This is a genomic window from Pseudomonas pergaminensis, from assembly GCF_024112395.2.
Taxonomy (GTDB): Bacteria; Pseudomonadota; Gammaproteobacteria; order Pseudomonadales; family Pseudomonadaceae; genus Aquipseudomonas; species Aquipseudomonas pergaminensis.
The window spans coordinates 5,728,817-5,754,068 of record NZ_CP078013.2; the positions used below are offsets into that span (position 1 = coordinate 5,728,817).

Here is a 25,252-nt window from a genome sequence, read left to right on the forward strand (position 1 = left end):
CCGCCAGGCGGGGCTGGCACTTTGCCACAAGTCAAGGCATGCTAGCCGCCCTCCGGGCGTCCGGCTTATAGTGCACGTCGCGCGCCAGTCCAGCCAAACCGCAGGATCACAGCTTGTCCAAAGTCACGCCGCCAACTCCTCTGCGCGCCGCTCATATTGCGCCGGGAGCGCCCCTGCACGGCACCCTCAAAGGCGCGTTGGCGACGCTTGTCCTCATGCTGCTCGCGTTATTGTTCTGGCAGTTGCTGGACCAGTTGCAGCAAAACCAGAAGAACCAGCAGCAATACACCATCGACTACAGCGCCGACCTGGCTGAACAGATCAGCCTGAACATGGCCCTGAGCGCAAAGATCGCCCTGAACCTGCTGCCGATGGTCGAGCCACCGCGCGACAGCGAACAACAACAGGCGTTGATGCGCACCTTGCAACGCTCGCTGCCGGAACTGCGCAGCGTCGCCCTGCTCGCCCCCAGCGGCGCAATGATCAGTGACAGCGCCACCGACAGCCAGGACGGCGCCTGGCTGGAAGAATTGGTACAGCGCAGCCACGCCCAGTCCTATTACCTGAGCAACAGCAACGACGGCACCATCATCTATCTGTTGCTGCACCAGCCCAGCGGCGGTTCACGCCTGTACTGGGCATTGCGCCTGGCGCCCAACTACCTGGCCAACCTCACCCGCCAGGACGGCGAGGGCCAGCGCCCGATGTGGGTCATCGAGAATCGCGTCAACCATCGCGTCATCAACCGTGACAGCGGCATGCCAGCCCAATGGGCCGGCGCCCTCACCCCGGACGAACTGAATAAAAGCGTACTGGTCACGCCCCTGAGCAAAAGCGACTGGCAACTGCGCGGGCTGTTCGACCGCACGGCCGTGCTGGAGCAATTGCTCCCGGCCTTCATCGGCAAATGCCTGCTGGGCCTGGCGTTCTCACTGGTCCTGGTGATCGTGCTGCTCAACATGCGCCGTCGCCAGCGCCAGGTGCACGAAGGCCGCCGGCGCTACCAGGACATTTTCGAAGGCACCGGCGTGGCCCTGTGCGTGCTTGACCTGTCGGGCCTGAACGCCTTCTTCGACAAGACGCTGCTCGAAACCCGCGAGCAGTTGCACGCTTGGCTGCAGGACAACCCCGACCAGCGCCAGCAACTGCTCAAGGAACTGCGCATCACCGAGGTCAACCAGGTGGCGGTGCGACTGCTCAACGTGGGCTCCTGTGAGGAGGCCTGGGAACGCCTGATCGATGACTGCCCGCGCAATGCCACGTCCATCGGTTACCAGATTCTCGAAGCCGTGCTGACCCAACAGCACCAGTTGGAGCTGGAAATCCAGCTCAAGGACGTGGCCGGCAACGAACAATACCTGTGGCTGGTGATGCGCCTGCCGGAGCAGCAGGACGACTTCAAGGCCGTGATCCTCAGCATCAGCGATATCACCAGCCGCAAGCTGATCGAGCTGTCGCTGGTGGAGCGTGAGAGCTTTTGGTCGGACGTGGTGCGCACTGTGCCCGACCACCTGTACGTGCAGGACGTGATCAGCCAACGGATGATTTTCAGCAACCACCATTTGGGGCACACACTCGGCTACAACAAGGCCGAACTGCAGCAAATGGGCGAGTACTTCTGGGAAATCCTGCTACACCCCGAGGACGCCGAGCATTACCACGACTTGCGCCTGGCGCAACGCCAGGTCGGCTATACCACCCAGTTGCAATGCCAGCTGCGTTTCCGTCACCGCAACAACCAGTGGCGGCGCTTTGACATCCGCGAACAGGCCCTGGCCCGCGACAAGTCCGCGCAGATCACCCGCATCATCGGCGTGGCCAAGGACATCACCGACCAGATCGAAGCCAGCGAATCCCTGCGTGACAGCGAACAACGCTACCGCATGCTGGCCGAAAGCATCAGCGACGTCATCTGCTCCACTGACAGCCAGTTGGCCCTCAACTACATCAGCCCCTCGGTCAACGCCGTGCTGGGCTATGACGTGGACTGGGTGTTCAAGAACGGCTGGCAGTCGATCATCGCCAACCCGCAGCAACTGACCGGCATTTATAGCCTGGTGGAACAGGTCAGCCGAGCATTGGGCGATGCCGAGGCACTGAACACCCTGCGCGACGAAGTGCAGACCCAGTTGTTCTTGTTCGACTGCCTGCGCGCCGATGGTCGCAAAGTGCCGATCGAGCTGCGCCTGGTGCTGGTGTGGGACGAACATGGCGCCTTCGAGGGCATCCTCGGCGTAGGCCGTGATATCAGCCAGCAACGCCGCGCCGAAAAAGACCTGCGCATGGCGGCGACGGTGTTCGAGCACTCCACCTCGGCGATCCTGATCACCGACCCTGCGGGTTATATCGTGCAGGCCAACGAGGCCTTCAGCCGGGTGAGTGGCTATGCGGTCAGCGATGTGCTCGACCAGTTGCCGAACATGCTCACCGTCGACGAACAGCAGGAAGCCCACCTGCGCTACGTGCTCAAGCAGTTGCACCAGCACAGCACCTGGGAAGGCGAAGTGTGGCTCAAGCGTCGCAATGGCGAGCATTACCCGGCGTGGGTCGGCATTACCGCCGTGTTCGACGACGAAGGCGACCTGGCCAGCTATGTGTGTTTCTTCAGCGACATCAGCGAGCGTAAGGCCAGCGAGCAGCGCATCCACCGCCTGGCCTACTACGACGCCCTGACCCACCTGCCCAACCGCACGCTGTTCCAGGACCGTCTGCACACCGCGCTGCAGTCGGCCGAACGGCAGAAGTCGTGGGTGGTGCTGATGTTCCTCGACCTCGACCGTTTCAAACCGATCAACGACTCCCTCGGCCACGCCGCCGGCGACCGCATGCTCAAGGAAATGGCCACGCGCCTGTTGGGCTGCGTGGCCGAAGACGACACCGTGGCGCGCATGGGCGGCGACGAGTTCACCTTGCTCCTGCAACCGCGGGTCAGCCGCGAGATGGCGCTGAACCGGGCGATTCATGTAGCCGAGCAGATCCTCGCCAGTCTGGTGAAACCCTTCGTACTGGAAGGCCGCGAGTTTTTTGTGACCGCCAGTATCGGCATCGCCCTCAGCCCGCAGGACGGCAATGAGCTGAGCCAACTGATGAAAAACGCCGACACCGCGATGTACCACGCCAAGGAGCGCGGCAAGAACAACTTCCAGTTCTACCAGGCCGACATGAACGCCAGCGCCCTGGAACGCCTGGAGCTGGAAAGCGACCTGCGCCACGCCCTGGACCAGAACGAATTCGTGCTCTATTACCAACCGCAGTTCAGCGGCGACGGCAAACGCCTGACCGGCGCGGAGGCCTTGCTGCGCTGGCGCCACCCGCGTCGTGGCCTGGTGCCGCCGGGGGACTTCATCCCGGTGCTGGAAGAGCTGGGCCTGGTGGTGGACGTGGGTGACTGGGTGATCAGTGAAGCCTGTCGCCAGCTCAAGACCTGGCACCAGAACAAGGTGCGCGTGCCGAAAGTCTCGGTGAACATCTCTGCGCGGCAGTTCTCCGACGGCCAGTTGGGCACGCGCATCGCCACCATCCTCAAGGACACTGGCCTGCCGCCGGCGTGCCTGGAGCTGGAGCTGACCGAAAGTATCCTGATGCGCGAAGTCAACGAGGCCATGCAGATTCTCGACAGCCTGAAAAACCTGGGCCTGAGCATTGCGGTTGACGACTTCGGCACGGGCTATTCGTCGCTCAACTACCTCAAGCAATTCCCCATCGACGTGTTGAAGATCGACCGCACCTTTGTGGATGGCCTGCCCTCCGGCGAACAGGATGCGCAGATCGCCCGCGCCATTATTGCCATGGCCCACAGCCTGAACCTGGCGGTGATCGCCGAGGGTGTGGAAACCCATGAGCAGCTGGACTTCCTGCGTGAGCATGGGTGTGACGAGGTGCAGGGTTACCTGTTCGGGCGGCCGATGCCGGCGAACCGGTTCGAGGCGCAGTTCAGCAATGATGCCCTCTTCATGTTCGACTGAGTTTTTTGCTGGGGCGGATGGCCTCATCGCAGGCAAGCCAGCTCCCAGCCTTGAATGGGTTCACCGATCAAAATGTGGGAGCCGGGCTTGCCCGCGATAGGGCCGGCCCTGGCGCCGCTTATCCCCAGATGAGCCCCGCTTATCCGCGACATGATGTCCTTTCATATGCCATCTAAAACCCATTGGGTTAGAATGCCCTCCTTTTCTGCCCCCGATCCTTGAGGACCGCCATGTTCAGCCGTGATTTGACTATTGCCAAGTACGACGCCGATCTCTTCGCCGCCATGGAGCAAGAAGCCGTGCGCCAGGAAGAGCACATTGAGCTGATCGCTTCGGAAAACTACACCAGCCCTGCGGTGATGGAGGCTCAAGGTTCGGTTCTGACCAACAAGTACGCCGAAGGCTACCCAGGCAAGCGCTATTACGGTGGTTGCGAATACGTCGACGTGGTTGAGCAACTGGCCATCGACCGTGCAAAGGAACTGTTCGGCGCCGATTACGCCAACGTCCAGCCGCACGCCGGCTCCCAAGCCAACAGCGCCGTGTACCTGGCCCTGCTGCAAGGTGGCGACACCATCCTGGGCATGAGCCTGGCCCACGGCGGTCACTTGACCCACGGCGCCAGCGTTTCCTCCTCCGGCAAGCTGTACAACGCCGTTCAATACGGTATCGATGCCAACGGCCTGATCGATTACGACGAAGTCGAGCGCCTGGCGGTTGAACACAAGCCAAAAATGATCGTGGCCGGTTTCTCTGCCTACTCGCAGATCCTGGACTTCCCACGTTTCCGCGCAATCGCTGACAAAGTGGGCGCGTACCTGTTCGTCGACATGGCTCACGTGGCCGGTCTGGTCGCCGCTGGCGTCTACCCGAACCCGGTGCCTTACGCTGACGTCGTGACCACCACGACCCACAAGACCCTGCGCGGTCCACGTGGCGGCCTGATCCTGGCGCGCGCCAACGCTGACATCGAGAAGAAGCTGAACTCCGCTGTATTCCCAGGCGCCCAGGGTGGCCCGCTGGAGCACGTGATCGCCGCCAAAGCGATCTGCTTCAAGGAAGCCCTGCAGCCTGAGTTCAAGACTTACCAGCAACAAGTGGTGAAAAACGCCCAGACCATGGCCAGCGTGTTCATCGAGCGCGGTTTTGACGTGGTGTCCGGCGGTACTGAGAACCACCTGTTCCTGCTGTCGCTGATCAAGCAGGACATTTCCGGTAAAGATGCTGATGCTGCCCTGGGCAAAGCCTTCATCACCGTGAACAAAAACTCCGTGCCGAACGACCCACGTTCGCCGTTCGTCACCTCGGGCCTGCGCTTTGGCACCCCGGCGGTGACCACTCGCGGCTTCAAGGAAGCAGAGTGCAAGGAACTGGCAGGCTGGATCTGCGACATCCTGGCAGACCTGAACAACGAAGCCGTGATCGACGCGGTGCGTGAGAAGGTCAAGGCCATCTGCAAGAAGCTGCCGGTGTACGGCGCTTGATTGCAGTTGCTTGAACAAGAAGCCCGGCTCTAGAGCCGGGCTTTTTTATGCCTGTTGTTCGGCGCTCCCACAGTGGGAGCTGGCTTGCCTGCGAAAGCGGCCTGACAGCTGGCACATCATTGGCTGACCCACCGCCATCGCAGGCAAGCCAGCTCCCACAGTGGGCCGTATTTCAATTCAAGACTGGTAAACCTTGGCAAAGCCGTCGCGAATTTTCTGCTCCGGTAGCTCATCGGCAATAAACACAATCACGCTCTCGCGCACCTCGCCTTTGGCCCACTCGGTATCCCAATCGAAGCCGTAGAGCTTCAGCACGCCCTGGAACACCATGCGCCGGTCTTCGCCGGCAATGTTCAGCACGCCCTTGTAACGCAGCAATTGCTTGCCGTGGTCTTCCAGCAGGTCGTTCATAAATTCGCTGAGCCGGTCGATATCCAGCGGCTCTTCAGTCCGCAGCACCAGGCTGGAAATGCGGTCGATGGACGGCGCGGCACTGACCGGGCGCAGACTCATGCCGGCGTTGAGGTTGAAGCCGCGCACATCGAGCAATTCCGCCAGGTCGATGTTGCCATGGTCCACCACACGAATCGGCGCACGGCGGTTGATGCGGGTGAGGCGCTCGCTGAGTGCGTCGAACGTGGCGTCATCCACCAGGTCACGCTTGCTCACCAGCAGGCGGTCGGCAAAGCCAATCTGGGCCTGGGCGATGGTCTGGGTCAGGTGGTGCTCGGCGTGGGCCGCGTCCACCAGGGTGATGATGCCGTCGAGGATGTAGCGCTCGCGCAGGTCCTCGTCGATGAAAAAAGTCTGGGCCACGGGTGCCGGGTCGGCCAGGCCGGTGCACTCGATCACCAGGCGGTCGAAGGCGATCTCGCCGCTGTCCAGGCGTTCAAGCAGCAGGTACAGGGCTTTGGTCAGGTCGGTGTGGATGGTGCAGCACACGCAGCCGTTGGACAGGGTCATGACTTGCACAGGCTCGGCACCCAACAGCTGGGTGTCGATGCCGGCGTCACTGAATTCGTTTTCGATCACGGCGATTTTAAGCCCGTGCTCGGCCTTGAGCAGGTGGCGCAGCAAGGTGGTCTTGCCGGCGCCGAGGAAGCCGCTGAGGACGGTGACCGGGATGGGAGAGGACAAAGAATTCTCCTTGAAGAAACACAAAACAAATGTGGGAGGGGGCTTGCCCCCGATAGCCGTGTGTCAGGCACTTATCTGTCACTGACATACCGCTATCGGGGGCAAGCCCCCTCCCACAAGGGATCACTGCCCGCCCGAACTATCGGGTTAGCAGCACTTGGGCCCACCCTTGCCACCGTAACGGGCCTCTTGGCGTTCCCGGAAGAACGCCTTGTAGTCCATCACCGGTTTGTCCGGGTGTTTGGTTTGCATATGCTCGACGTAGGTGTCGTAGTCGGGCATGCCGACCATCAGGCGCGCGGCCTGACCGAGGTATTTACCGAGGCGACTGATGTCATTGAACATGGTTGCAATCCTCGATTACGCGTCCGGTACCGCCTGGAACGGGGCTTCTTTATCCGTACGCTCTTTGTTGCCCCAGGCGGCGACGCCGACCTTGAGCGCATAGAACAGGATGCTGAATACCACGAACAGGAACAGCGCCGTCAGCGTTGCGTTGGTGTAGGCGTTCCAGATCACGTGCTGCATCTGGTCGATGCTCTTGGCCGGGGCCAGGATCTGGCCGTTGGCCAATGCATCGCTGTACTTCTTGGCCAGCGACAGGAAGCCGATCGCCGGGTTGGCATCGAACAGCTTGATGAAGCCCGCGGTGGTGGTGCAGATCAGCAGCCAGACGGCCGGCAGCATAGTCACCCAGATGTAGCGTTGGCGTTTCATCTTGATCAGCACAACCGTTGCAAGCATCAGCGCGATACCGGCCAACATCTGGTTGGAGATACCGAACAGCGGCCACAAGGTGTTGATGCCGCCCAGTGGGTCGATCACGCCTTGATACAGCAGGTAACCCCACATGGCCACGCAACCGGCGGTCGCGATCAGGTTGGCGGTCCACGACTCGGTGCGTTTCAGCGCCGGCACGAAGGAGCCCAACAGGTCCTGCAGCATGAAGCGACCGGCACGGGTACCGGCGTCGACAGCCGTCAGGATGAACAGCGCTTCGAACAGGATCGCAAAGTGGTACCAGAACGCCATGGTGTTCTCACCCGGCAGTACGCTGTGCAGGATCTGCGCGATACCCACCGCCAGGGTCGGAGCACCACCGGCACGTGCCAGGATGGTGGTTTCACCGATGTCATGGGCCACGGCAGACAGCGCCTCGGGCGTAATCGCAAAGCCCCAGCTGCTGACAGTCTGTGCCACGGTGACCACGTCGGTGCCGACAATCGCGGCCGGGCTGTTCATGGCGAAGTACACGCCCGGTTCGATCACCGACGCGGCAACCATCGCCATGATGGCCACAAACGACTCCATCAGCATGCCGCCGTAACCGATGTAGCGGGCATGGCTTTCATTGGCCAGCAACTTCGGCGTGGTGCCCGAAGAGATCAGTGCGTGGAAACCCGAGACCGCGCCACAGGCAATGGTGATGAACAGGAACGGGAACAGGCCGCCCTTCCACACCGGGCCGGTGCCGTCGATGAACTGGGTCAATGCAGGCATTTTCAGGTCGGGCATGGTCACCAGGATGCCGATGGCCAGGGCGATAATGGTGCCGATTTTCAGGAAGGTGGAGAGGTAGTCACGTGGCGCCAGGATCAGCCACACCGGCAGTACCGCCGCGACGAAACCGTAGCCGATCAGCATCCAGGTGATCTGGATCCCGGTGAAGGTGAAGGCCTTGGCCCAGACCGGGTCAGCTGCAATCTGCCCGCCCAGCCAGATCGACCCGAGCAGCAACAGCACGCCGATGATCGAAATTTCACCGATGCGGCCTGGGCGGATGTAGCGCATGTAGATGCCCATGAACATCGCGATCGGGATGGTCGCCATCACCGTGAAGATGCCCCACGGGCTCTCGGCCAGGGCCTTGACCACGATCAGCGCCAGCACCGCGAGGATGATGATCATGATCAGGAAGCAGCCGAACAGCGCGATGGTCCCCGGGATGCGGCCCATCTCTTCGCGAACCATGTCGCCGAGGGAGCGACCGTTACGACGCGTGGACAGGAACAGGATCATGAAGTCCTGCACCGCGCCGGCCAGCACCACGCCGGCAATCAGCCAGAGCGTGCCGGGCAGGTAGCCCATTTGCGCCGCCAGCACCGGGCCGACCAACGGGCCTGCACCGGCAATCGCCGCAAAGTGGTGACCAAAAAGGATATGTTTGTTGGTCGGCACATAGTCCAGACCGTCGTTGTTGAGCACTGCGGGGGTGGCCCGCCGTGGATCGAGTTGCATCACGTTGTTAGCGATGAACAGACTGTAGTAACGGTACGCAACCAGGTAGATGGCCACAGCAGCGACCACAATCCACAAGGCGTTGATCGCCTCGCCGCGGCGCAAGGCCACTACGCCCAGGGCGCACGCTCCTACAATTGCCAGCACCAGCCAGGGTAGGTGGCGTAGCAGGCTATTATTATTTTTCATTTTTATATTCCAGCCAGGGTGGACAGAAAGGACAGCCATCCGGAGTTTAGCGCTACTGGCCTTAAAGGCCACCCCCCTACGTTGGTCTAGAGCCTTGCGGCGGCAAAAAAAGCAGAAATAAATGCCCGATGATGGCTCGGGGCTACAATCCCTCTATCCACAGAGGATTTGACCATGAGCGAGCAACCCTCAGATCGCCGACGTTTTCGGCGTATTGCCTTTGATGCGCGCACGACCATTGCACAGGACGGCTGGAATTGGCCGGTGCAACTGGTGGATTTATCGCTGAAAGGCTTACTGGTGAAACGGCCCGACGACTGGCGGGGTGATCGCGCGGAGCCCTTCGACGTGGATATTCGCCTCGATCCGCAGGCGCACATAAAGATGCAGGTAAAACTCGCCCACGACGATCATGGCCAGTTGGGCTTTGAGTGCGAGCACATTGATGTGGAGTCGATCAGCCATTTGCGGCGGCTGATCGAGCTGAACCTGGGTGATGAGGAGGAACTGCACCGGGAGTTGGCGGCATTGTTAGAGGCCTAACGACCAACACCTAAAAAATGTGGGAGCTGGCTTGCCTGCGATAGCAGAGTGTCAGCTAATGCTGTGCAAGCTGATCCACCGCAATCGCAGGCACGCCAGCTCCCACATGGAACACTGTGCCAGTGAGTTCTTCGATTATTCGAAGAGTGCATCCAGCGCTTGTTCCAGGCGCGTCACCCCAATGATCTGAATGCCCGGCGGTGATTCCTTGGGCGCATTGCCCTTAGGCACGATCGCCCGCTTGAAGCCATGTTTGGCCGCCTCCTTCAAACGTTCCTGCCCACTCGGCACCGGGCGCACCTCGCCCGACAAGCCGACCTCGCCGAACACCAGCAAGTCATGGGGCAATGGCCGGTTGCGCAGGCTGGACATCACCGCCGCCATCAATGCCAGGTCGGACGCGGTCTCCAGCACCTTGACCCCGCCGACTACGTTGAGGAACACGTCCTGGTCGTGGGTGGGAATACCGCCGTGGCGGTGCAACACGGCCAGCAGCATCGCCAGGCGGTTCTGATCCAGGCCCAGGGTCACACGGCGCGGGTTGGCCAAATGGCTGTCATCCACCAACGCCTGGACTTCAACCAGCATTGGTCGGGTGCCTTCCCACGTGGCCATCACCACACTGCCTGGGACTTCTTCCTGGGCGCGGGTCAGAAAGATCGCCGACGGGTTGGAGACTTCTTTCAGCCCACGGTCAGTCATGGCAAACACACCCAACTCGTTCACCGCGCCAAAACGGTTCTTCACCGCCCGCAGCAAACGTAGGCGGCCATCGGACTCACCTTCGAAATACAGCACGGTGTCGACCATATGCTCCAGCACCCGTGGCCCGGCCAAAGCGCCCTCCTTGGTCACATGGCCGACCAGGAAAATCGCCGTGCCGCTCTGCTTGGCGTACCGCACCAGCAGCGCCGCACTCTCGCGCACCTGGGACACGCCACCCGGCGCCGACTGCAATTGCTCAGTGAAGATCGTCTGAATCGAGTCGATTACCATCACCTTGGGCTTTTCGATACGGGCCGTGGCAATGATGCTTTCGATGCAGGTTTCGGTCATGACCCGCAACTTGTCCTGGGGCAACCCCAAGCGACGGGCGCGCATGGCGACTTGCTGCTGGGATTCTTCGCCGGTGACATACAGCGCCGGCATGCGACTGGCGATGCTGCACAAGGTTTGCAGCAGGATGGTCGACTTACCGATGCCCGGATCGCCACCGATCAGCACCACTGAGCCGTCCACCAGGCCGCCGCCCAGCACGCGGTCCAACTCGCCGGACGCGGTGGAGAAACGCGGGATCTCTTCGACGCTGACTTCGGCCAGGGTCTTGATCTGTGCCTGTTGCCCGGTCCAGCCGGCACGACCGGTGGGGGCTGCGGCGCCGCCACTCTCGATCATGGTTTCAGTCAGGGTGTTCCACGCGCCGCACTCGGTGCACTGGCCGGCCCACTTGGGAAAGGTCGCGCCGCACTCCGTGCAGCCGTACATGCGCTTGGCCTTTGCCATTTGAGAACCTCCAACCGAAAAACCGCGATGATAGCTCAGCGCGACGCCGGGGTCCGGATTTCACCGCTGGCCAATCGTGAAGCACTGTTGCCGACCGGGTCTTCGGCGTTGAGATCGGCGCCTCTGGCTTTCAGTTCGTCCAGCAACTCGATCCGCTTGAACAGCCCGGCGTACATGGCTGCCGTCTGCCCGGCGCCGTTGCGCTGGTCGGGGTTGCAGTCGGTGGCCAGCAGGCGTTGGGCGATTTTCAGTTCGCCTTTGAAGATCGCGCCCATCAGTGCCGTGTTGCCGCGTTTGTCCTGCACGCAGGCGTCGGCACCGGCGTTGAGCAGGCGCTCCACGAACGGGCCCTGGCCGTGGTAGGCGGCGAGGATCAACGCGGTGTAGCCCTTATCGTCTTGGGTGTTAAGGCTGTAGCCGGAATCGATGAAGGTGTTGAGCATGTCGAGGTCGCCACGGCGGGCGGCGTCGAAGTAATAGTCCTGCAGTTGTGTCTTGAGCTTCGCCGGGTCGGCCGGTTCGGCCCACGCGCCGAACGCCAGGCATGCCAACACAGCGCCTATGAAAATTCGCATAGCCAATCCTCCGTATTACCCCCCTTTGTAGGAGCCGGCTGGCCGGTGATGGCGTATTCGAGGACGCCATCGCCGGCAAGCCGGCTCCTATAGGGCGGCTGCCTGGTTAGTCGGTGAGTTTTGCCGCCAGCGCCTTCACACGCGCCAGGTCACCCTTGGCAACCTTGGCCACGCCAGTGCCGTACTCGGGATCGGCCTTGTAGAGGAACGACAAGATGATGTGCTTGCTCTCGTCATCGGTAGTCGCCAGCGAGCCGCCGAAGTTGTCGATCAGGTCCTGGCGCTCTTTCTTGCTGTAAGAACGGTACAGGTCACCGGCCTGCTTGAAGTTCTGCTCACGCTGGATCTTCGCCTGCTGGGTGCTGCCCGACAGTGCCGACTGGCTGTAGCGCGCGGTTTGCGGCTCTTCCCGTGGCAACAGGCGGCTTGGCTGGTAGTTCACGCCGGTCGTGGTCTTCCCGAAGTTCATCGCGCCGTCCTGGTTGCCGTTATTGACGGTCACCCGTGGGGCGTTGATCGGCAGTTGCAGGGCGTTGGCGCCCAGGCGGTACATCTGGGTGTCGGCGTAGGAGAATACCCGGCCTTGCAGCAGACGGTCTTCCGACGGTTCGATACCCGGCACCAGGTTGGCCGGGGCCATGGCCACTTGCTCGGTTTCCTGGAAGACGTTGGCCGGGTTGCGGTTCAGCACCATTTGCCCGACTTTGCGCTCGGGCACATTCGGCCAGATCTTGGTGGCGTCCAGCGGGTCGAAATCGAACTTGGCCAGGTCTTCAGGCTTGAGCACCTGCACGTACAGGTCCCACTTGGGGAAGTCGCCCTTGTTGATATGCGTGACCAGGTCGTTGGTCATATGGCTGTAATCGCGGCCCTGCACTTCGGTGACTTGCTTGGGATCAAGGTTCTTGATGCCTTGCAGGCTCTTCCAGTGGAACTTGACGTAGTGCACTTCGCCCTTGGCGTTGATCAACTTGTAGGCATGGACGCCGTTGCCGTCCATTTCCCGGTAGCTGGCCGGGGTGCCGGAGTCGGAGTACAGCTCGGTCAGCGTACGAGTGGCTTCGGGCACATGGGAGAAGAAGTCGAAGCGACGGGAGTCATCGTCCAGGTTGGTGCGTGGGTCCGGCTTGAAGGCGTGGACCATGTCCGGGAACTTGATGGCATCGCGGATAAAGAACGTCGGGAAGTTGTTGCCTACCAGGTCCCAGTTACCTTCTGCGGTGTAGAACTTGGTGGCGAAGCCGCGTGGGTCACGCAGGGTTTCCGGGGAATGGTTGCCGTGGACCACGGCGGAGAAGCGCACGAATACCGGCGTGGCTTCGCCGGCGGCGAACACCTTGGCCTTGGTCAGGTCGCTGAGGTTGTCAGTGACGGTGAAGGTGCCGTGGGCGCCGGTGCCACGCGCGTGCACCACCCGCTCAGGGATGCGCTCGCGGTCGAAACGCTGCAGTTTTTGAATAAGCTGTACGTCTTGCAGCAGCACCGGGCCAGTAGCGCCGGCGGTCTGCGAGTTCTGGTTGTCACCCACGGCAGCGCCATTATCGCGGGTCAGGTTGGCGGCTTGCACAGACAGGGAAAGCAGGCTGGCAGTCACCAGCACCAACGCAGATCGCGCTGAAACAGGCCTGCGGCTCATTGGATTCTTCATCGAGGTTTCCTCTGGTTTTTTTGGTGCACATTCAGTTGTGCTTGCCAGAGGCTAGTGACCCGAGCGTCAGAAGATAAATAGAAAAGCCGTACCAACCCGATTAATAAAATAATGTGGTAACCCACTGATATAGCGGGTATTTCGCGCGCGATTAGTGGCACTTTGCAAACTATTTGCGATTTAATGTGTCGATAAAAACTAACAGTGTTAACAGTTGTGTCGGGCAAGCCCGCTATGACTGAATTACACTGGGTTCCACCCTTCTCATCTGTAACAAGGAATAACCTATGGGCGTGATCAGTGAGTTCAAGGCCTTCGCGGTCAAAGGTAATGTGGTCGACATGGCCGTCGGTATTATCATCGGCGCAGCCTTCGGCAAAATTGTTTCCTCGTTTGTAGGCGACGTGGTGATGCCGCCGCTCGGTCTGCTGATCGGGGGGGTGGATTTCGGCGACCTGGCGATAACGCTCAAGGCAGCGCAAGGCGATCTGCCTGCGGTTGTCCTGGCGTACGGCAAGTTCATCCAAAGCATCATCGACTTTGTCATCATCGCGTTTGCGATCTTCATGGGTGTGAAGGCAATCAACCGCCTGAAGCGTGAAGAGGCCGTGGCGCCGAGCCTGCCACCGACGCCGAGCAAGGAAGAAGTGTTGCTGGGTGAGATCCGCGATCTGCTCAAGGCACAGAACGACAAGCCGCTTCAGTAAAGACCGGTTTGAAAAAAAAGGCGCCTGCTTGAGGCGCCTTTTTTATTACCAGTAGTTTTCCACCGCCACCTGGCCGGGGCGGCGGCTCAAGCTCAGGTTCATGTCGCGCTGTTTGAGTAACTGGCGCGTGTCATCGACCATCTGCGGGTTGCCGCAAATCAGCACGCGCGAATGTTCCGGGGTCAACTCGACGCCGGCTGCGCGCTCCAGCTCGCCACTCTCTATGAGGGTGGTAATGCGCCCGTTCAGTGCGCCCGGATGCTGTTCACGGGTGACGGTCGGGATGTAGGTGAGCTTGTGCGCATATTCAGCCAAGTACTCGCGTTCGCCCAGTTCCTTGATCAGGGTTTGGTAAGCCAACTCCTTGGCCTCGCGTGCGCTGTACACCAGGATGATGCGTTCGAATTTCTCCCAGACCTCGAAGTCCTGCAGGATCGACAGAAACGGCGCTACCCCGGTGCCGGTGCCCAGCATCCACAAGTCACGGCCATCCACGAACCGGCTCAACGTCAGGAACCCGGTGGCCTGGCGCTCCACCATCAAGGTATCGCCCACCCGCAGGCGGCTCAGCTCACTGGTGAACTCACCGTCCGGGACGACGATGGAGAAGAAGTCCAGGTGCTCGTCAAACGGTGATGACACCAAGGAGTACGCACGCCATACGGTGCTCCCATCCGCCTTGGTCACCCCCAGGCGCACGAACTGGCCCGCGGTAAACCGAAAGCCCGGGTCACGAGTGGTGCGCAAGGTAAACAGGCTGGGGGTCAGCGATTGCACGTCGAGCAAGGTCTGGCGGGTAAATTTCTCAGCACTGGCCGTCATGGGGGGCTCCGTTCTACAGGTGCCCTAGTGTCCCTCAAAGTCGCGCGCGGAAACACCCACGCAGGGTAGTGGCATCATCAACGCACACGATAATGGCAATATAATTGCACAACTAATTAATTCGCTATTAGCATTCCCGGCAGGTTTATAAACAGGTTGTTAGTTGCCCGCTACAGCATCTTCAAGCCCCTAAAAAGCCGGGACTTTCCAACTAGCAGCTAGCAGCACCAACTGACCCCTGGCAGAAAAATTCTTAAACCCGCCCGCGCAAGAACAAAAATTTCCTCTCGCAGTGTAGTCCGTGTCCTACACTCACTTTCGTGCGGTTTTGGGGGTTCAGGACGTACCCCAGGCCACGGAAATTCATGGAGAGTGACCAATGATCAATTGGCGAAATACCCGACTCCGTAAGCTGGAAGGCGAGAACGAGATCACCAGTGTGTTTGAGATGGTCATCAACCGGGCGTATGAGCTGGGCTTTCAATACTGCTCTTTCAAGATGACGTCCCAACAGCCGAACAACCAAACCAATCCATTTGAAATCAGCAACTACCCGAACGAATGGACAACTTTGTATAAACAGGCACGCTTCTTCGACGTAGACCCCATTGTGAAACGCTGCAAAGAGTGTGTATTGCCCATTGTCTGGGAGGAAAAAACCTTCAAAGACGCACCCGGCCTCTGGTCGTTGGCCCAGACCTTGGGCGTGAGCGTGGGGTGGACCCAGGCCGTACATGATTTCCAGGGTGTGTTCAGCATGTTGACTCTGGCACGGGGCAACAACGACGTCAGCCCGGAGGAGCTGTACGAAAATGCCGGCCAGGTATTGTGGTTGTGCCATGCAATGCATGCCGTGGTGGCGCAGAAGTATGCCGAGACCCCGGACGTCAGCCCGGCCAGCAAATTGACCTCACGAGAAAGGGAGATCCTCATGTGGTCCGGCAAGGGCAAGACCGCAGCAGACATCGCCACCATCCTGTGCTTGTCCGAACGAACAGTTGGCTTTCATATCTGCAGTTGTTTCAAAAAGCTGGGGGTCAATAACAAGATTGCCGCCGTGCTCTGCGCCGCGCGCAGCGGGATTATTTGACTGGCAAAGAAACACCGCATGTATTCCCGCTGAAAAAAACGTAACATTTACGCCCAATTCTGAGTGTTGAGCAGCCCCCGGGGCCGCCCGTTGTTCACTCAGACGGTTTGGCCGAAGACTGCCGAACACCCATCGTTTACCCAGAGCCTCCCCCGCCATGCCCCTGCTCGAAAGCCCCTTCGCCCAGCTCGATCTGATCCGCCAGCCAGAGCAACATAACGATCCGCTGCAAGCCTTCGATGCCGCCGACGAGTACCTGCTCAGTCATCTGGCCGAACAGCAGCCGACGGTGGCGACGCGCGTGCTGGTGCTTAATGACAGCTTCGGTGCCCTGGCCGCCAGCCTTCAAGGCCAGGTGCAAGTCACGTCCAGCGGCGATTCATTCCTGGCCGCCCAAGGTCTGGAGAAAAACCTGGTGCGCAACGGCAAGGCCTTTGATGCGGTGGCCTTCATTCCCGCCAGCCAGGTTCCGGTCGGCCCTTTTGATCGTGTGCTGATCCGTGTGCCGAAAACCCTGGCCTTGCTGGAGGAACAGTTGATCCGCTTGCAGGGCCAATTGGCGCCAGGCGCAGAAGTGATCGCCGGGGCAATGATCAAGCACTTGCCACGGGCGGCCGGCGAGTTGCTGGAGCGTTACATTGGGCCGATGCAGGCGTCGCTCGCGGTGAAGAAGGCGCGATTGCTGATCGCCACTGTTGAAGAACGCCCCGCCGCCGTCTCGCCCTACCCCACCCGCTACACCTTGGACACCCCGGCCATTGAGCTGCTGAACCACGCCAACGTGTTCTGCCGCGAAAGCCTGGACATCGGCACCCGCGCCTTCCTGCCACACCTGCCGAAAAACCTGGGCAGCGCCCGCGTGGCGGACCTGGGTTGCGGCAACGGTGTGCTGGCGATTGCCAGCGCCCTGCAAAACCCCGAAGCACACTACACCTTGGTAGATGAGTCCTACATGGCCGTGCAGTCGGCAGCCGAAAACTGGCACGCCGCACTCGGTGAACGCGATGTCGCCGTGCGCGCCGCCGACGGTTTAGCCGGGCAAGAGCCGCAATCGCTGGACGTTGTGCTATGCAATCCGCCTTTTCACCAGCAGCAGGTGGTGGGCGACTTCCTTGCCTGGCGCATGTTCCAACAGGCGCGGGAAGCCCTGGTGGTCGGTGGCGCCCTCTATATAGTTGGCAACCGTCACCTGGGTTATCACACCAAGCTGGCGCGCTTGTTCCGGGGTGTCGAGCAAGTCGCCACCACGCCTAAATTCGTGATCCTCAAAGCGCGCAAATAAAAAAACCCTGCTTCTCTGGCGAGAAGCAGGGTTGAAAACCGGGCTGCAACGCCCGGATCGGGATGTCAGTGGGTGGTCAGGCCGGCCGCATTCATGAACATGCGCATCAGGCTGGCCACAATGAACAGGGCCAGCACGCTGCCGGTCCAGATCATCGCCAGCCACCCCAAGCGTCGCCACAATGGCTGCTTCTCGGCCTGTTCAATCTCGTGCAACGAAGGTTTACCGGACATCGGACGACCCTCCTAGTGATAACCGTCTTCGTGGGTTACCTTGCCGCGGAACACGTAGTAGCTCCAGAAGGTGTAGCCCAGGATGAACGGGATGATGAATAAGGTGCCCACGAGCATGAAGCCCTGGCTTTGCGGTGGCGCGGCAGCGTCCCAGATCGATACGGATGGCGGGATGATGTTAGGCCACAGGCTGATGCCCAGGCCGCTGTAGCCCAGGAAGATCAGCACCAGCGTCAGCAGGAACGGCGTGTAGTGCGCGTTACGCGCCACCGCGCGGATCAGCCCATACATGGTCACCAGCACCAGGATCGGCACCGGCAGGAACCAGAACAGGTTGGGCAGGGTGAACCAGCGCGAGGCGATTTCCGGGTGCGTCAACGGCGTCCAGATACTCACGATGCCAATCACCGCCAGCACCACGAAGGCCAACGGCCGTGCGAGGTTATGCATCTTCTCCTGCAGCGGTCCTTCGGTCTTCATGATCAGCCAGGTGCAGCCGAGCAACGCGTAGGCGATGATCAGCGCCACGCCGCAGAACATCGTGAACGGCGTGAGCCAGTCCAGCGAGCCGCCGGCAAACTGGCGATCCACCACCGGGATGCCGTCGATAAACGCCCCCAGCGCCACGCCCTGGAAGAACGTCGCCGCCAGCGAGCCGCCGATGAAGGCTTTGTCCCACAGATGACGCTTGTGATCCTTGGCCTTGAAGCGGAACTCGAAGGCCACGCCACGGAAGATCAAGCCGATCAACATCAGGATCAGCGGCAGGTACAGCGCCGACAACACCACCGAATAGGCCAATGGGAACGCGCCGAACAACGCCGCGCCCCCCAGCACCAGCCAGGTTTCGTTACCGTCCCACACCGGGGCCACGGTGTTCATCATCACATCACGGTCGGTCTTACCGGGGATAAACGGAAACAGGATGCCGATACCCAGGTCGAAGCCGTCCATGACCACGTACATCATGATGCCGAAGATGATGATCACGGCCCAGATCAGCGGAAGATCAATACCCATCTCAATTCCCCTTGTGCTGGATGTGCGCGTGATCGTCGTCGCTGCCGTCATCGGCTGCAGACAACGGACGAGCCGGCGTGCGTTTCTGGCCAGGGCCACCGTGGGTAGGTTCGCTGCCTTCGTGGGTCTGAGGCCCTTTGCGCACCAGGCGCATCATGTAGCCCAGGCCCGCACCGAACAGCGCGAAGTACACCACCACGAACAACACCAAGGTGATCGTCATCTGCGCCAGGCTATGCCCGGAGGAAGCGTCCGCCGTGCGCATCAGCCCGTAGACCACCCACGGCTGGCGACCGATCTCGGTGGTGAACCAGCCAGCGAGAATCGCGATCAGGCCGGACGGCCCCATCCACAGCGCCAGGTACAGGAACGGCTTGGATGTATACATCTTGTCGCCCCGGCGCAGCCAGAGGCTGAACAGGCCGGTGAAGATCATCAGGAAGCCCAGGCCGACCATGACCCGGAACGACCAGAACACGATGGTCGAGTTGGGACGGTCCTCGGGCGGGAACTCCTTGAGCGCCGGTACCTGCTTATCCAGGGAGTGGGTGAGGATCAGGCTGCCCAGGTACGGAATTTCAACCGCGTACTTGGTTTTCTCGGCCTTCATGTCGGGCCAGCCAAACAGGATCAGCGGCGTCGGTTCGTTGCCGATGTTTTCCCAGTGGCCTTCGATCGCGGCGATCTTTGCCGGCTGGTGTTTCAAGGTGTTGAGGCCATGGAAGTCGCCGATCACCGCCTGGATAGGCGCAACGATCAGGGCCATCCACATGGCCATCGAGAGCATTTTGCGGATCGCCGGGTTGTCCTTGCCGCGCAGCAGGTGCCAGGCCGCCGAGGAGCCGACGAAGAACGCCGTGGCGACAAAGGCCGCCGTGGCCATGTGAGCCAGGCGATACGGGAACGACGGGTTGAAGACCACGGCGAACCAATCGGTGGGAATCACGCGGCCATCAATGATTTCGAAGCCCTGGGGCGTCTGCATCCAGCTGTTGGACGAGAGGATCCAGAACGTGGAAATCAGCGTACCCACAGCCACCATCACGGTGGAGAAGAAGTGCAGGTTACGCCCGACCTTGTTCCAGCCGAACAGCATCACGCCAAGGAAACCGGCCTCGAGGAAGAAGGCCGTGAGCACTTCGTACGTAAGAAGCGGCCCGGTGACGGCACCGGCGAAATCCGAGAAGCGGCTCCAGTTGGTGCCGAACTGGTACGCCATGACCAAACCGGAGACCACGCCCATGCCGAAGTTGACGGCAAAGATCTTCGACCAGAAATGGTAGAGGTCACGGTAGGTGTCGTTGCGGGTCTTGAGCCACAAGCCTTCCAGCACCGCGAGGTAACTGGCCAGGCCGATGGTGATCGCCGGGAACAGGATGTGGAAAGAGATGGTGAACGCAAATTGAATTCGGGCGAGATCTAGCGCCTCCAAACCGAACATAAGTCTTCCTCTGTCAGGTAATACCGGCTGCTGGCGGGAGCCTGCACCCACTGCCCCCACGGATATGGAGTCTGGCGAATTTCAATTCGTTTCTTTTTTTAACCCACCGCGTAGGGAATCTGGCCCTGGGGCCGCCAGGGCAACGCCCGGGCGGGCATTGATCTGGATCAAGCATTGCTGAAAGAGTAGTCCCATTTTCAGGAATGAACTGTGTGGTCTTTTGCCGCGTGACAGACTGCCTCAGCTCAGTTCTTGCAACTATCTGTTACAACTTAATGATAATCTCGGCGCTCCCTCCGGCCCTGACCTGAATTCCCGATGCCTAGTGAACCCGCGTTGCTGTTGCGTCATCACCGCCCTTTCATCGCGTTCTGGCTGGCGCGCATCTTTACCGCCAGTGGTTTCCAGATGCTCACCGTGGCCATCGGCTGGAACCTCTACCAACTGACCGGCAATGTGCTGGACCTGGGGTTGGTCGGGCTGGTGGAGTTCGTGCCACGGGTGCTCTTCATGCTGCACACCGGGCACGTGGCCGACCGCTATGAACGGCGCAAGGTCGCGGCCATCTGCCAGACCGTGCAGGCGCTGATTGCCCTGTCCCTGGCCATAGGCGGCCTGACCGGCAACGTGACCCGCGAGATGATCTTTATCCTCGCGTTCCTGCTGGGCGCCGCGCGCTCGTTTGAAATGCCCACCACCCAGGCGCTACTGCCGAGCATCGTGCCCAGCGCACTGTTCCCACGGGCCGTGGCTTCGTCGCAGTCGGCCCAGCAACTGGCAACCATCGTCGCGCCGGCGCTCGGCGGTTTGCTCTACGCCTTTGGCAGCGTGTGGGTGTATGGCCCCACCGTGGTGCTATACCTCATCGCCTGCGTGCTGACCCTCAACCTGCCCGCCCGCCAGACGCCGCTCAACAAAGGCAAGGCCACCCTGGATTCACTGTTGGCCGGCATCCGTTTTATCCGCAGCCGCCCGGACATCCTTGGCGCCATCTCCCTCGACCTGTTCGCCGTGTTGCTGGGGGGCGCCACCGCGTTGTTGCCGGTGTTCGCCAAGGACATCCTGCTGACCGGCGCGTGGGGCCTGGGCCTGCTGCGTTCGGCGCCGGCCGTGGGTGCGTTGTTGATGTCGCTGTGGCTGGCGCGGTTCTCGGTGGACCGCCATGTCGGCCGCGTGATGTTCACCGCCGTCGGCGTGTTCGGTGTGGCAACCATTGCCTTCGGCCTGTCCACCTCGTTCTGGTTTTCCCTGGCGGTGCTGGTGGTGCTGGGGGCAGCGGACATGATCAGCATGGTCATTCGCGCATCGTTCGTGCAGTTGGAAACGCCGGACGAAATGCGCGGGCGCGTCAGTGCGGTCAACGGCCTGTTTATCGGGGCGTCCAACCAACTGGGTGAGTTCGAATCGGGCATTACCGCCCACTGGTTCGGGACCGTACCCGCCGTGGTGATGGGCGGGATCGGTACATTGGTGGTGACGGGGGTGTGGATCAAGCTGTTCCCGACCCTGGCGAATCGCGACCGCATGCATGTGCCGGTGGAGTAGCCCAACGTCTAAGGTGTGCCTCAATACCTGTGGGAGCCGGGCTTGCCCGCGATGGCGGTGTATCAGCCAGTGATGCGTTGACTGATACACCGCCATCGCGGGCAAGCCCGGCTCCCACAGTTGATTTTCAGTGGGTCATAGGTCCGGGTCAGAGGACCTTATCCAAGGTGATCGGGAACTCCCGCACCCGCTTGCCCGTGGCGTGATAAATCGCATTCGCCACCGCCGCTGCCACCCCGACTATGCCGATCTCACCCACGCCCTTGGACCCCAGGGCATTGACGATCTCGTCATGCTCCTCGACAAATACCACGTCGATCTCGCCAATATCCGCGTTAACCGGGATGTGGTACTCGGCCAGGCTGTGGTTCATGTAGCGCCCCAGCTGATGGTCGATCTGGGTTTCTTCGTGCAGGGCCATGCCGATCCCCCACACCACGCCGCCAAGGATCTGGCTGCGGGCCATTTTCGGGTTGACCACACGCCCGGCGGCAATCGCACTGACCACGCGGCGCACCTTGATGGTGCCAAGGTCTTCATCCACCTGCACCTCGACAAACACCGCCGAATGGGTGGCAGTGCTGTAGCCCTCGCGTTTCTTATCGGGCTCGCTGTCGACCTGCACCTCCAACCCATCCTCGCCGCTGTCCTTGACCAACTGCGCCAGCGACACACTCACGTCCCCGGTATGCAGGTGGCCGTCTTCGAAGCGCACGGATTCGGCCTCCTTGAAGACCGGGTACGTCTGTCGGGCAATGGCCAGCAGTTTGCCGGTCAACGCTTCGCAGGCTTGCTGCACGGCCGTGCCGACCGAGGACACGGTAAACGACCCGCCCTGCAACGGCGCGGTGGGTAATGACGAATCGCCAAGCAGAAACACCACGTCCTCGACGGCCACACCACTGGCTTGCGCCGCGATCTGGGTCATCACCGTGTAAGTGCCGGTGCCGATATCGGTGGTGGCACTGCTGACCGTCAGCTTGCCCTGCGCGTCGATCCGCGCCTTGGCGCTGGCCTTCATCTGCATGGCTTCCCACACCCCGCCGGCCATGCCCCAGCCGATCAACTGGCGCCCGTCACGCATGCTGCGCGGCTCGGGGTTGCGCTGGCTCCAGCCGAAACGCTCGGCACCTTCGCGGTAACACTCGCGCAGGGCCTTGCTCGACCAGGGTTTGTCTTCGTTCTGGTTGCGCTCGGCGTAGTTGATCAGCCGCAGTTGCACCGGATCGATGCCCAGGGCGCAGGCCAGTTCGTCCATCGCGCACTCCAGGCCGATCACACCGAGGGCAGCACCGGGGGCGCGCATGTCCAGGGGCGTGAACACATCCAGTGGCACCAACTTATAAGTAAGCTGCACGTTATCGCAGTGATAGAGCATGCCGCTCCACTCCACCACATGCTCGCTGAAATCCTCGAATCGCGAGGTCTGGCCGATGGCGGTGTGCCCCAATGCCGTAAGGCGTCCATTCGCGGCGGCGCCCATTTGCAAACGCTGCAATGTGCGCGGGCGGTAGCCGAAGGTAAACATTTGTTGGCGGGTCAGGGTGACGCGCACCGAGCGTTTGAGCGCCAGGGCGGCCATCACCGCCAGCGGCAACTGGTACTGCGGGCGCAAGCCAGAACCAAAGGCGCCACCGACGAACGCGGCAAAAATACGCACCTGGCTTTTATCCAGGCCGAAGACCTTTTGCACATAGGCCTGGCAATTCTGTGGGCCCTGGGTCTTGTCATGGATGTGCAGGGTACCGTCCGGCTGATACAGCACGGTGCTGGCGTGAGGCTCCATCGGGTTGTGGTGTTCGATGGGCGTGCTGTAGTGCAAGTCCAGGCTGACCGCAGCGCCGGTCCATTCGGCCTGGAAGTTGCCGCGCGGCGCGGGCGGGGTCTGCGGCGAGGCATGCGCCTGCTCCTGTTGGGCCAACAGGTCGGTTTCGAAGGCTTCGGTTTCGTACTCGATGTCTACCAGGGAGCCGGCATGCCGCGCCAGCTCGAGGTTATCGGCGATCACCAACGCCAGGGGCTGGCCGCTGTACAGCACGTGGTCGTTGTAGAGCGGGCGAAACGGCGAGCCGTCGGCGGCGTCGTCGTCCTGGAAAGCATCGTCATAACTGGCGATTTTTGGCCGGTTGAGGTGGTGGATAACCTCCACCACACCCGGCAGGGCCAGCGCCTTGGAGGCGTCGATGCGTAGCACACGGCCCTTGGCGACGGTGCTGGACACCACGCTGCCATGCAGCAGGCCATCCTCGGGAAACTCACCGGCATATCGCGCCTGGCCGGTGACCTTGAGCAGACCGTCGACCCGGTCCAAAGGTTTGCCGATAGCGGTCATGAGCGTTCTCCTGCGACAGCGGCGTCACTCAGGGCACGAATGATCCCCCGGCGTGCCAGCTTGATCTTGAACCCGTTGTGTTCCAGCGGCTCGGCGTCTTGCAACAGGGCATCGGCGGCGTGGCCGAAGGTTTCGCGGCTGACTACCTGGCCGATCAGCCCGGCTTCCACTGCGCGGTCGCGCCAAGGTTTGTGGGCCACGCCGCCAAGGGCCAGGCGGGCGTCGACGATGGTGTCGCCGTCCAGTTCCAGCGCTGCCGCCACCGACACCAGGGCGAAGGCATAAGACGCGCGATCGCGGATTTTCAGGTAGTTGCTATGGTGCGCCAGGTTGTCGGCGGGCAGCTCGACAGCGGTGATCAGCTCATCGTCGGCCAGCAGGTTGTCGCGTTGCGGCGCATCACCGGGCAGGCGATGAAAATCGGCAAACTCGATGATCCGCGCACCACCACGGCCTTCGACATGCACCCGCGCCTCCAGCGCCGCCAGGGCGACGCACATATCGGATGGGTGGGTGGCGACGCACTGCTCACTGGCGCCGAGGATCGCGTGGATCCGGTTCAAGCCGGTGCGCGCCGGGCAGCCACTGCCGGGCTCGCGCTTGTTGCACGGCACGGTGGCGTCATAAAAGTAGTAGCAGCGGGTGCGCTGCAACAGGTTGCCGCCAGTACTGGCCATATTGCGCAGTTGCGGCGAGGCGCCGGCGAGGATGGCCTGGGACAGCAGTGGGTAACGCTGTTCGATCAGCGGGTGCCAGGCCAGGTCGGCGTTACTCACCAGGGCGCCGATCAACAGGCCCCCGTCGGTCGTCTCCTGAATGTCATGCAACGGCAGGCCGGTGATGTCGATGAGGTGCTCGGGGCGGCTGATGTTCTCTTTCATCAGGTCCAGCAGGTTGGTGCCACCGGCAATAAAGCGCGAGGCGCCACTGCTCAGGTGCACGGCCTCCTGTACATCGACGGGCTTGCTGTAATGGAAGGGGTTCATTGCTCACCTCCCACGACTTCCACGATGGCGTCGCGGATATTGCTGTAGGCGCCGCAGCGGCACAGGTTGCCGCTCATCAGCTCCTGGATTTGCGCGCTGTCGTGGGCACGACCTTCATTGGCCAGGCCCACGGCGGAACAGATCTGGCCGGGGGTGCAGTAACCGCACTGGAAGGCGTCGTGCTTGATGAACGCCTGCTGCATCGGGTGCAGTTGGTCGCCGTTGGCCAGGCCTTCGATGGTGGTCAGCTCGGCGCCGTCGCACATCACCGCCAGGGTCAGGCAGGCATTGATTCGTTTGCCGTCGCGCAACACCGTGCAGGCGCCGCATTGGCCGTGGTCGCAGCCTTTTTTGCTGCCGACCAGGTCGAGTTGCTCGCGCAACAGGTCGAGCAGCGTGGTCCAGGGCAACACATCCAGTTGGCGGTCCTGGCCGTTGAGGCTCAGGCGTATCGAGTGGCTGGCGAACGGTTGGGCCGCCGCGCCATTGGGGGTCGCGCTCATAAACACCTC

At 61.4% G+C, this 25,252-nt stretch carries 20 protein-coding genes; 7 read left to right on the plus strand and 13 right to left on the minus strand.

All coding sequences use genetic code 11. The features are described 5' to 3' along the window. The first annotated feature begins 113 nt into the window (after nucleotides 1-113). The gene (locus tag KUA23_RS26055; protein WP_306428747.1) at nucleotides 114-3,965 is read left to right on the plus strand and encodes a bifunctional diguanylate cyclase/phosphodiesterase; all 3,852 of its coding nucleotides are present in this window, start codon (nucleotides 114-116) and stop codon (nucleotides 3,963-3,965) included. 230 nt (nucleotides 3,966-4,195) lie between these two features. Further along, nucleotides 4,196-5,449 carry a serine hydroxymethyltransferase gene (glyA, locus tag KUA23_RS26060; protein WP_017737423.1) on the plus strand — a complete coding sequence of 418 codons (1,254 nt, stop codon included), beginning with the start codon at nucleotides 4,196-4,198 and terminating at the stop codon, nucleotides 5,447-5,449. 177 nt (nucleotides 5,450-5,626) lie between these two features. Here the strand turns inward: glyA and yjiA are convergent, their stop codons facing one another. The 3 genes from yjiA to KUA23_RS26075 all read right to left on the minus strand — a co-directional run bounded on the left by yjiA (nucleotide 5,627) and on the right by KUA23_RS26075 (nucleotide 9,013). Continuing rightward, nucleotides 5,627-6,586 (minus strand): GTPase, encoded by a 960-nt coding sequence (gene yjiA, locus KUA23_RS26065; protein ID WP_252993081.1) that lies wholly within the window; start codon nucleotides 6,584-6,586, stop codon nucleotides 5,627-5,629. Between the two features lie 147 nt (nucleotides 6,587-6,733). After that, on the minus strand, nucleotides 6,734-6,931 hold the full coding sequence (locus tag KUA23_RS26070; RefSeq protein ID WP_003194308.1) for a YbdD/YjiX family protein: 198 nt from the start codon (nucleotides 6,929-6,931) through the stop codon (nucleotides 6,734-6,736). A gap of 15 nt (nucleotides 6,932-6,946) precedes the next feature. Beyond that, on the minus strand, nucleotides 6,947-9,013 hold the full coding sequence (locus tag KUA23_RS26075; protein WP_034107129.1) for a carbon starvation CstA family protein: 2,067 nt from the start codon (nucleotides 9,011-9,013) through the stop codon (nucleotides 6,947-6,949). Nucleotides 9,014-9,187: 174 nt separating this feature from the next. Here KUA23_RS26075 and KUA23_RS26080 point away from each other — a divergent pair, with 174 nt between their 5' ends. Further along, nucleotides 9,188-9,556, plus strand: coding sequence for a PilZ domain-containing protein (locus KUA23_RS26080; protein ID WP_099491005.1), 369 nt, complete (start codon nucleotides 9,188-9,190; stop codon nucleotides 9,554-9,556). A gap of 135 nt (nucleotides 9,557-9,691) precedes the next feature. Here the strand turns inward: KUA23_RS26080 and radA are convergent, their stop codons facing one another. The 3 genes from radA to katB all read right to left on the minus strand — a co-directional run bounded on the left by radA (nucleotide 9,692) and on the right by katB (nucleotide 13,282). Next, nucleotides 9,692-11,059, minus strand: a complete 1,368-nt coding sequence (radA, locus tag KUA23_RS26085) for a DNA repair protein RadA (protein WP_252993082.1) — start codon at nucleotides 11,057-11,059, stop codon at nucleotides 9,692-9,694. Between the two features lie 35 nt (nucleotides 11,060-11,094). Then, complete coding sequence (locus KUA23_RS26090; RefSeq protein WP_099491006.1) at nucleotides 11,095-11,634, minus strand: ankyrin repeat domain-containing protein; 540 nt, start codon at nucleotides 11,632-11,634, stop codon at nucleotides 11,095-11,097. A gap of 106 nt (nucleotides 11,635-11,740) precedes the next feature. Next, nucleotides 11,741-13,282 carry a catalase KatB gene (gene katB / locus KUA23_RS26095; RefSeq protein WP_078050264.1) on the minus strand — a complete coding sequence of 514 codons (1,542 nt, stop codon included), beginning with the start codon at nucleotides 13,280-13,282 and terminating at the stop codon, nucleotides 11,741-11,743. A gap of 287 nt (nucleotides 13,283-13,569) precedes the next feature. On the opposite strand from katB, the gene mscL reads away from it, so the two are divergent. Next, a complete protein-coding gene (gene mscL / locus KUA23_RS26100) occupies nucleotides 13,570-13,989 on the plus strand; it encodes a large-conductance mechanosensitive channel protein MscL (RefSeq protein ID WP_078050265.1) in 420 nt (139 codons plus the stop codon). Nucleotides 13,990-14,034: 45 nt separating this feature from the next. Here mscL and KUA23_RS26105 read toward each other — a convergent pair whose 3' ends face one another. Continuing rightward, nucleotides 14,035-14,811 (minus strand): ferredoxin--NADP reductase, encoded by a 777-nt coding sequence (locus KUA23_RS26105; RefSeq protein ID WP_099491007.1) that lies wholly within the window; start codon nucleotides 14,809-14,811, stop codon nucleotides 14,035-14,037. A gap of 379 nt (nucleotides 14,812-15,190) precedes the next feature. Here KUA23_RS26105 and KUA23_RS26110 point away from each other — a divergent pair, with 379 nt between their 5' ends. Next, nucleotides 15,191-15,901 (plus strand): helix-turn-helix transcriptional regulator, encoded by a 711-nt coding sequence (locus tag KUA23_RS26110; protein ID WP_100492117.1) that lies wholly within the window; start codon nucleotides 15,191-15,193, stop codon nucleotides 15,899-15,901. A 157-nt stretch (nucleotides 15,902-16,058) separates the two neighbouring features. After that, nucleotides 16,059-17,183, plus strand: a complete 1,125-nt coding sequence (locus KUA23_RS26115; protein WP_078050268.1) for a methyltransferase — start codon at nucleotides 16,059-16,061, stop codon at nucleotides 17,181-17,183. A gap of 65 nt (nucleotides 17,184-17,248) precedes the next feature. Here the strand turns inward: KUA23_RS26115 and KUA23_RS26120 are convergent, their stop codons facing one another. Genes KUA23_RS26120 through KUA23_RS26130 form a run of 3 tightly spaced genes read right to left on the minus strand, consistent with a single transcriptional unit; the run spans nucleotide 17,249 to nucleotide 19,877 of the window. Next, nucleotides 17,249-17,416 carry a DUF2474 domain-containing protein gene (locus KUA23_RS26120; RefSeq protein WP_078050269.1) on the minus strand — a complete coding sequence of 56 codons (168 nt, stop codon included), beginning with the start codon at nucleotides 17,414-17,416 and terminating at the stop codon, nucleotides 17,249-17,251. A 12-nt stretch (nucleotides 17,417-17,428) separates the two neighbouring features. Then, nucleotides 17,429-18,436, minus strand: a complete 1,008-nt coding sequence (gene cydB / locus KUA23_RS26125; protein WP_078050270.1) for a cytochrome d ubiquinol oxidase subunit II — start codon at nucleotides 18,434-18,436, stop codon at nucleotides 17,429-17,431. A 1-nt stretch (nucleotide 18,437) separates the two neighbouring features. Beyond that, entirely contained in the window at nucleotides 18,438-19,877 is a 1,440-nt protein-coding gene (locus KUA23_RS26130) for a cytochrome ubiquinol oxidase subunit I (RefSeq protein WP_252993083.1), read from the minus strand. A 318-nt stretch (nucleotides 19,878-20,195) separates the two neighbouring features. Here KUA23_RS26130 and KUA23_RS26135 point away from each other — a divergent pair, with 318 nt between their 5' ends. Further along, nucleotides 20,196-21,422 (plus strand): MFS transporter, encoded by a 1,227-nt coding sequence (locus tag KUA23_RS26135; RefSeq protein WP_214498330.1) that lies wholly within the window; start codon nucleotides 20,196-20,198, stop codon nucleotides 21,420-21,422. Between the two features lie 148 nt (nucleotides 21,423-21,570). On the opposite strand, the gene KUA23_RS26140 is transcribed toward KUA23_RS26135, so the two are convergent. Genes KUA23_RS26140 through KUA23_RS26150 form a run of 3 tightly spaced genes read right to left on the minus strand, consistent with a single transcriptional unit; the run spans nucleotide 21,571 to nucleotide 25,243 of the window. Continuing rightward, on the minus strand, nucleotides 21,571-23,754 hold the full coding sequence (locus KUA23_RS26140) for a xanthine dehydrogenase family protein molybdopterin-binding subunit (protein ID WP_099491010.1): 2,184 nt from the start codon (nucleotides 23,752-23,754) through the stop codon (nucleotides 21,571-21,573). Further along, entirely contained in the window at nucleotides 23,751-24,740 is a 990-nt protein-coding gene (locus KUA23_RS26145) for an FAD binding domain-containing protein (RefSeq protein ID WP_078050274.1), read from the minus strand. Before KUA23_RS26145 ends, KUA23_RS26140 begins: the two co-directional genes overlap by 4 nt. Further along, on the minus strand, nucleotides 24,737-25,243 hold the full coding sequence (locus tag KUA23_RS26150) for a (2Fe-2S)-binding protein (RefSeq protein ID WP_100492114.1): 507 nt from the start codon (nucleotides 25,241-25,243) through the stop codon (nucleotides 24,737-24,739). The genes KUA23_RS26145 and KUA23_RS26150 overlap by 4 nt, the downstream gene beginning before the upstream one ends. Nucleotides 25,244-25,252 lie beyond the last annotated feature (9 nt).

Coding starts and splice junctions, on each gene's coding strand:
- KUA23_RS26115 (WP_078050268.1), top strand. CDS start 16,059: ATGCCCCTGCTCGAAAGCCCCTTCGCCCAGCTCGATCTGATCCGCCAG.
- KUA23_RS26145 (WP_078050274.1), bottom strand. CDS start 24,740: ATGAACCCCTTCCATTACAGCAAGCCCGTCGATGTACAGGAGGCCGTG.
- KUA23_RS26075 (WP_034107129.1), bottom strand. CDS start 9,013: ATGAAAAATAATAATAGCCTGCTACGCCACCTACCCTGGCTGGTGCTG.
- KUA23_RS26135 (WP_214498330.1), top strand. CDS start 20,196: ATGCCTAGTGAACCCGCGTTGCTGTTGCGTCATCACCGCCCTTTCATC.
- KUA23_RS26090 (WP_099491006.1), bottom strand. CDS start 11,634: ATGCGAATTTTCATAGGCGCTGTGTTGGCATGCCTGGCGTTCGGCGCG.
- radA (WP_252993082.1), bottom strand. CDS start 11,059: ATGGCAAAGGCCAAGCGCATGTACGGCTGCACGGAGTGCGGCGCGACC.
- cydB (WP_078050270.1), bottom strand. CDS start 18,436: ATGGGTATTGATCTTCCGCTGATCTGGGCCGTGATCATCATCTTCGGC.
- katB (WP_078050264.1), bottom strand. CDS start 13,282: ATGAAGAATCCAATGAGCCGCAGGCCTGTTTCAGCGCGATCTGCGTTG.
- KUA23_RS26105 (WP_099491007.1), bottom strand. CDS start 14,811: ATGACGGCCAGTGCTGAGAAATTTACCCGCCAGACCTTGCTCGACGTG.
- glyA (WP_017737423.1), top strand. CDS start 4,196: ATGTTCAGCCGTGATTTGACTATTGCCAAGTACGACGCCGATCTCTTC.
- KUA23_RS26110 (WP_100492117.1), top strand. CDS start 15,191: ATGATCAATTGGCGAAATACCCGACTCCGTAAGCTGGAAGGCGAGAAC.
- KUA23_RS26070 (WP_003194308.1), bottom strand. CDS start 6,931: ATGTTCAATGACATCAGTCGCCTCGGTAAATACCTCGGTCAGGCCGCG.
- KUA23_RS26080 (WP_099491005.1), top strand. CDS start 9,188: ATGAGCGAGCAACCCTCAGATCGCCGACGTTTTCGGCGTATTGCCTTT.
- KUA23_RS26150 (WP_100492114.1), bottom strand. CDS start 25,243: ATGAGCGCGACCCCCAATGGCGCGGCGGCCCAACCGTTCGCCAGCCAC.
- KUA23_RS26140 (WP_099491010.1), bottom strand. CDS start 23,754: ATGACCGCTATCGGCAAACCTTTGGACCGGGTCGACGGTCTGCTCAAG.
- KUA23_RS26130 (WP_252993083.1), bottom strand. CDS start 19,877: ATGTTCGGTTTGGAGGCGCTAGATCTCGCCCGAATTCAATTTGCGTTC.
- KUA23_RS26120 (WP_078050269.1), bottom strand. CDS start 17,416: ATGTCCGGTAAACCTTCGTTGCACGAGATTGAACAGGCCGAGAAGCAG.
- mscL (WP_078050265.1), top strand. CDS start 13,570: ATGGGCGTGATCAGTGAGTTCAAGGCCTTCGCGGTCAAAGGTAATGTG.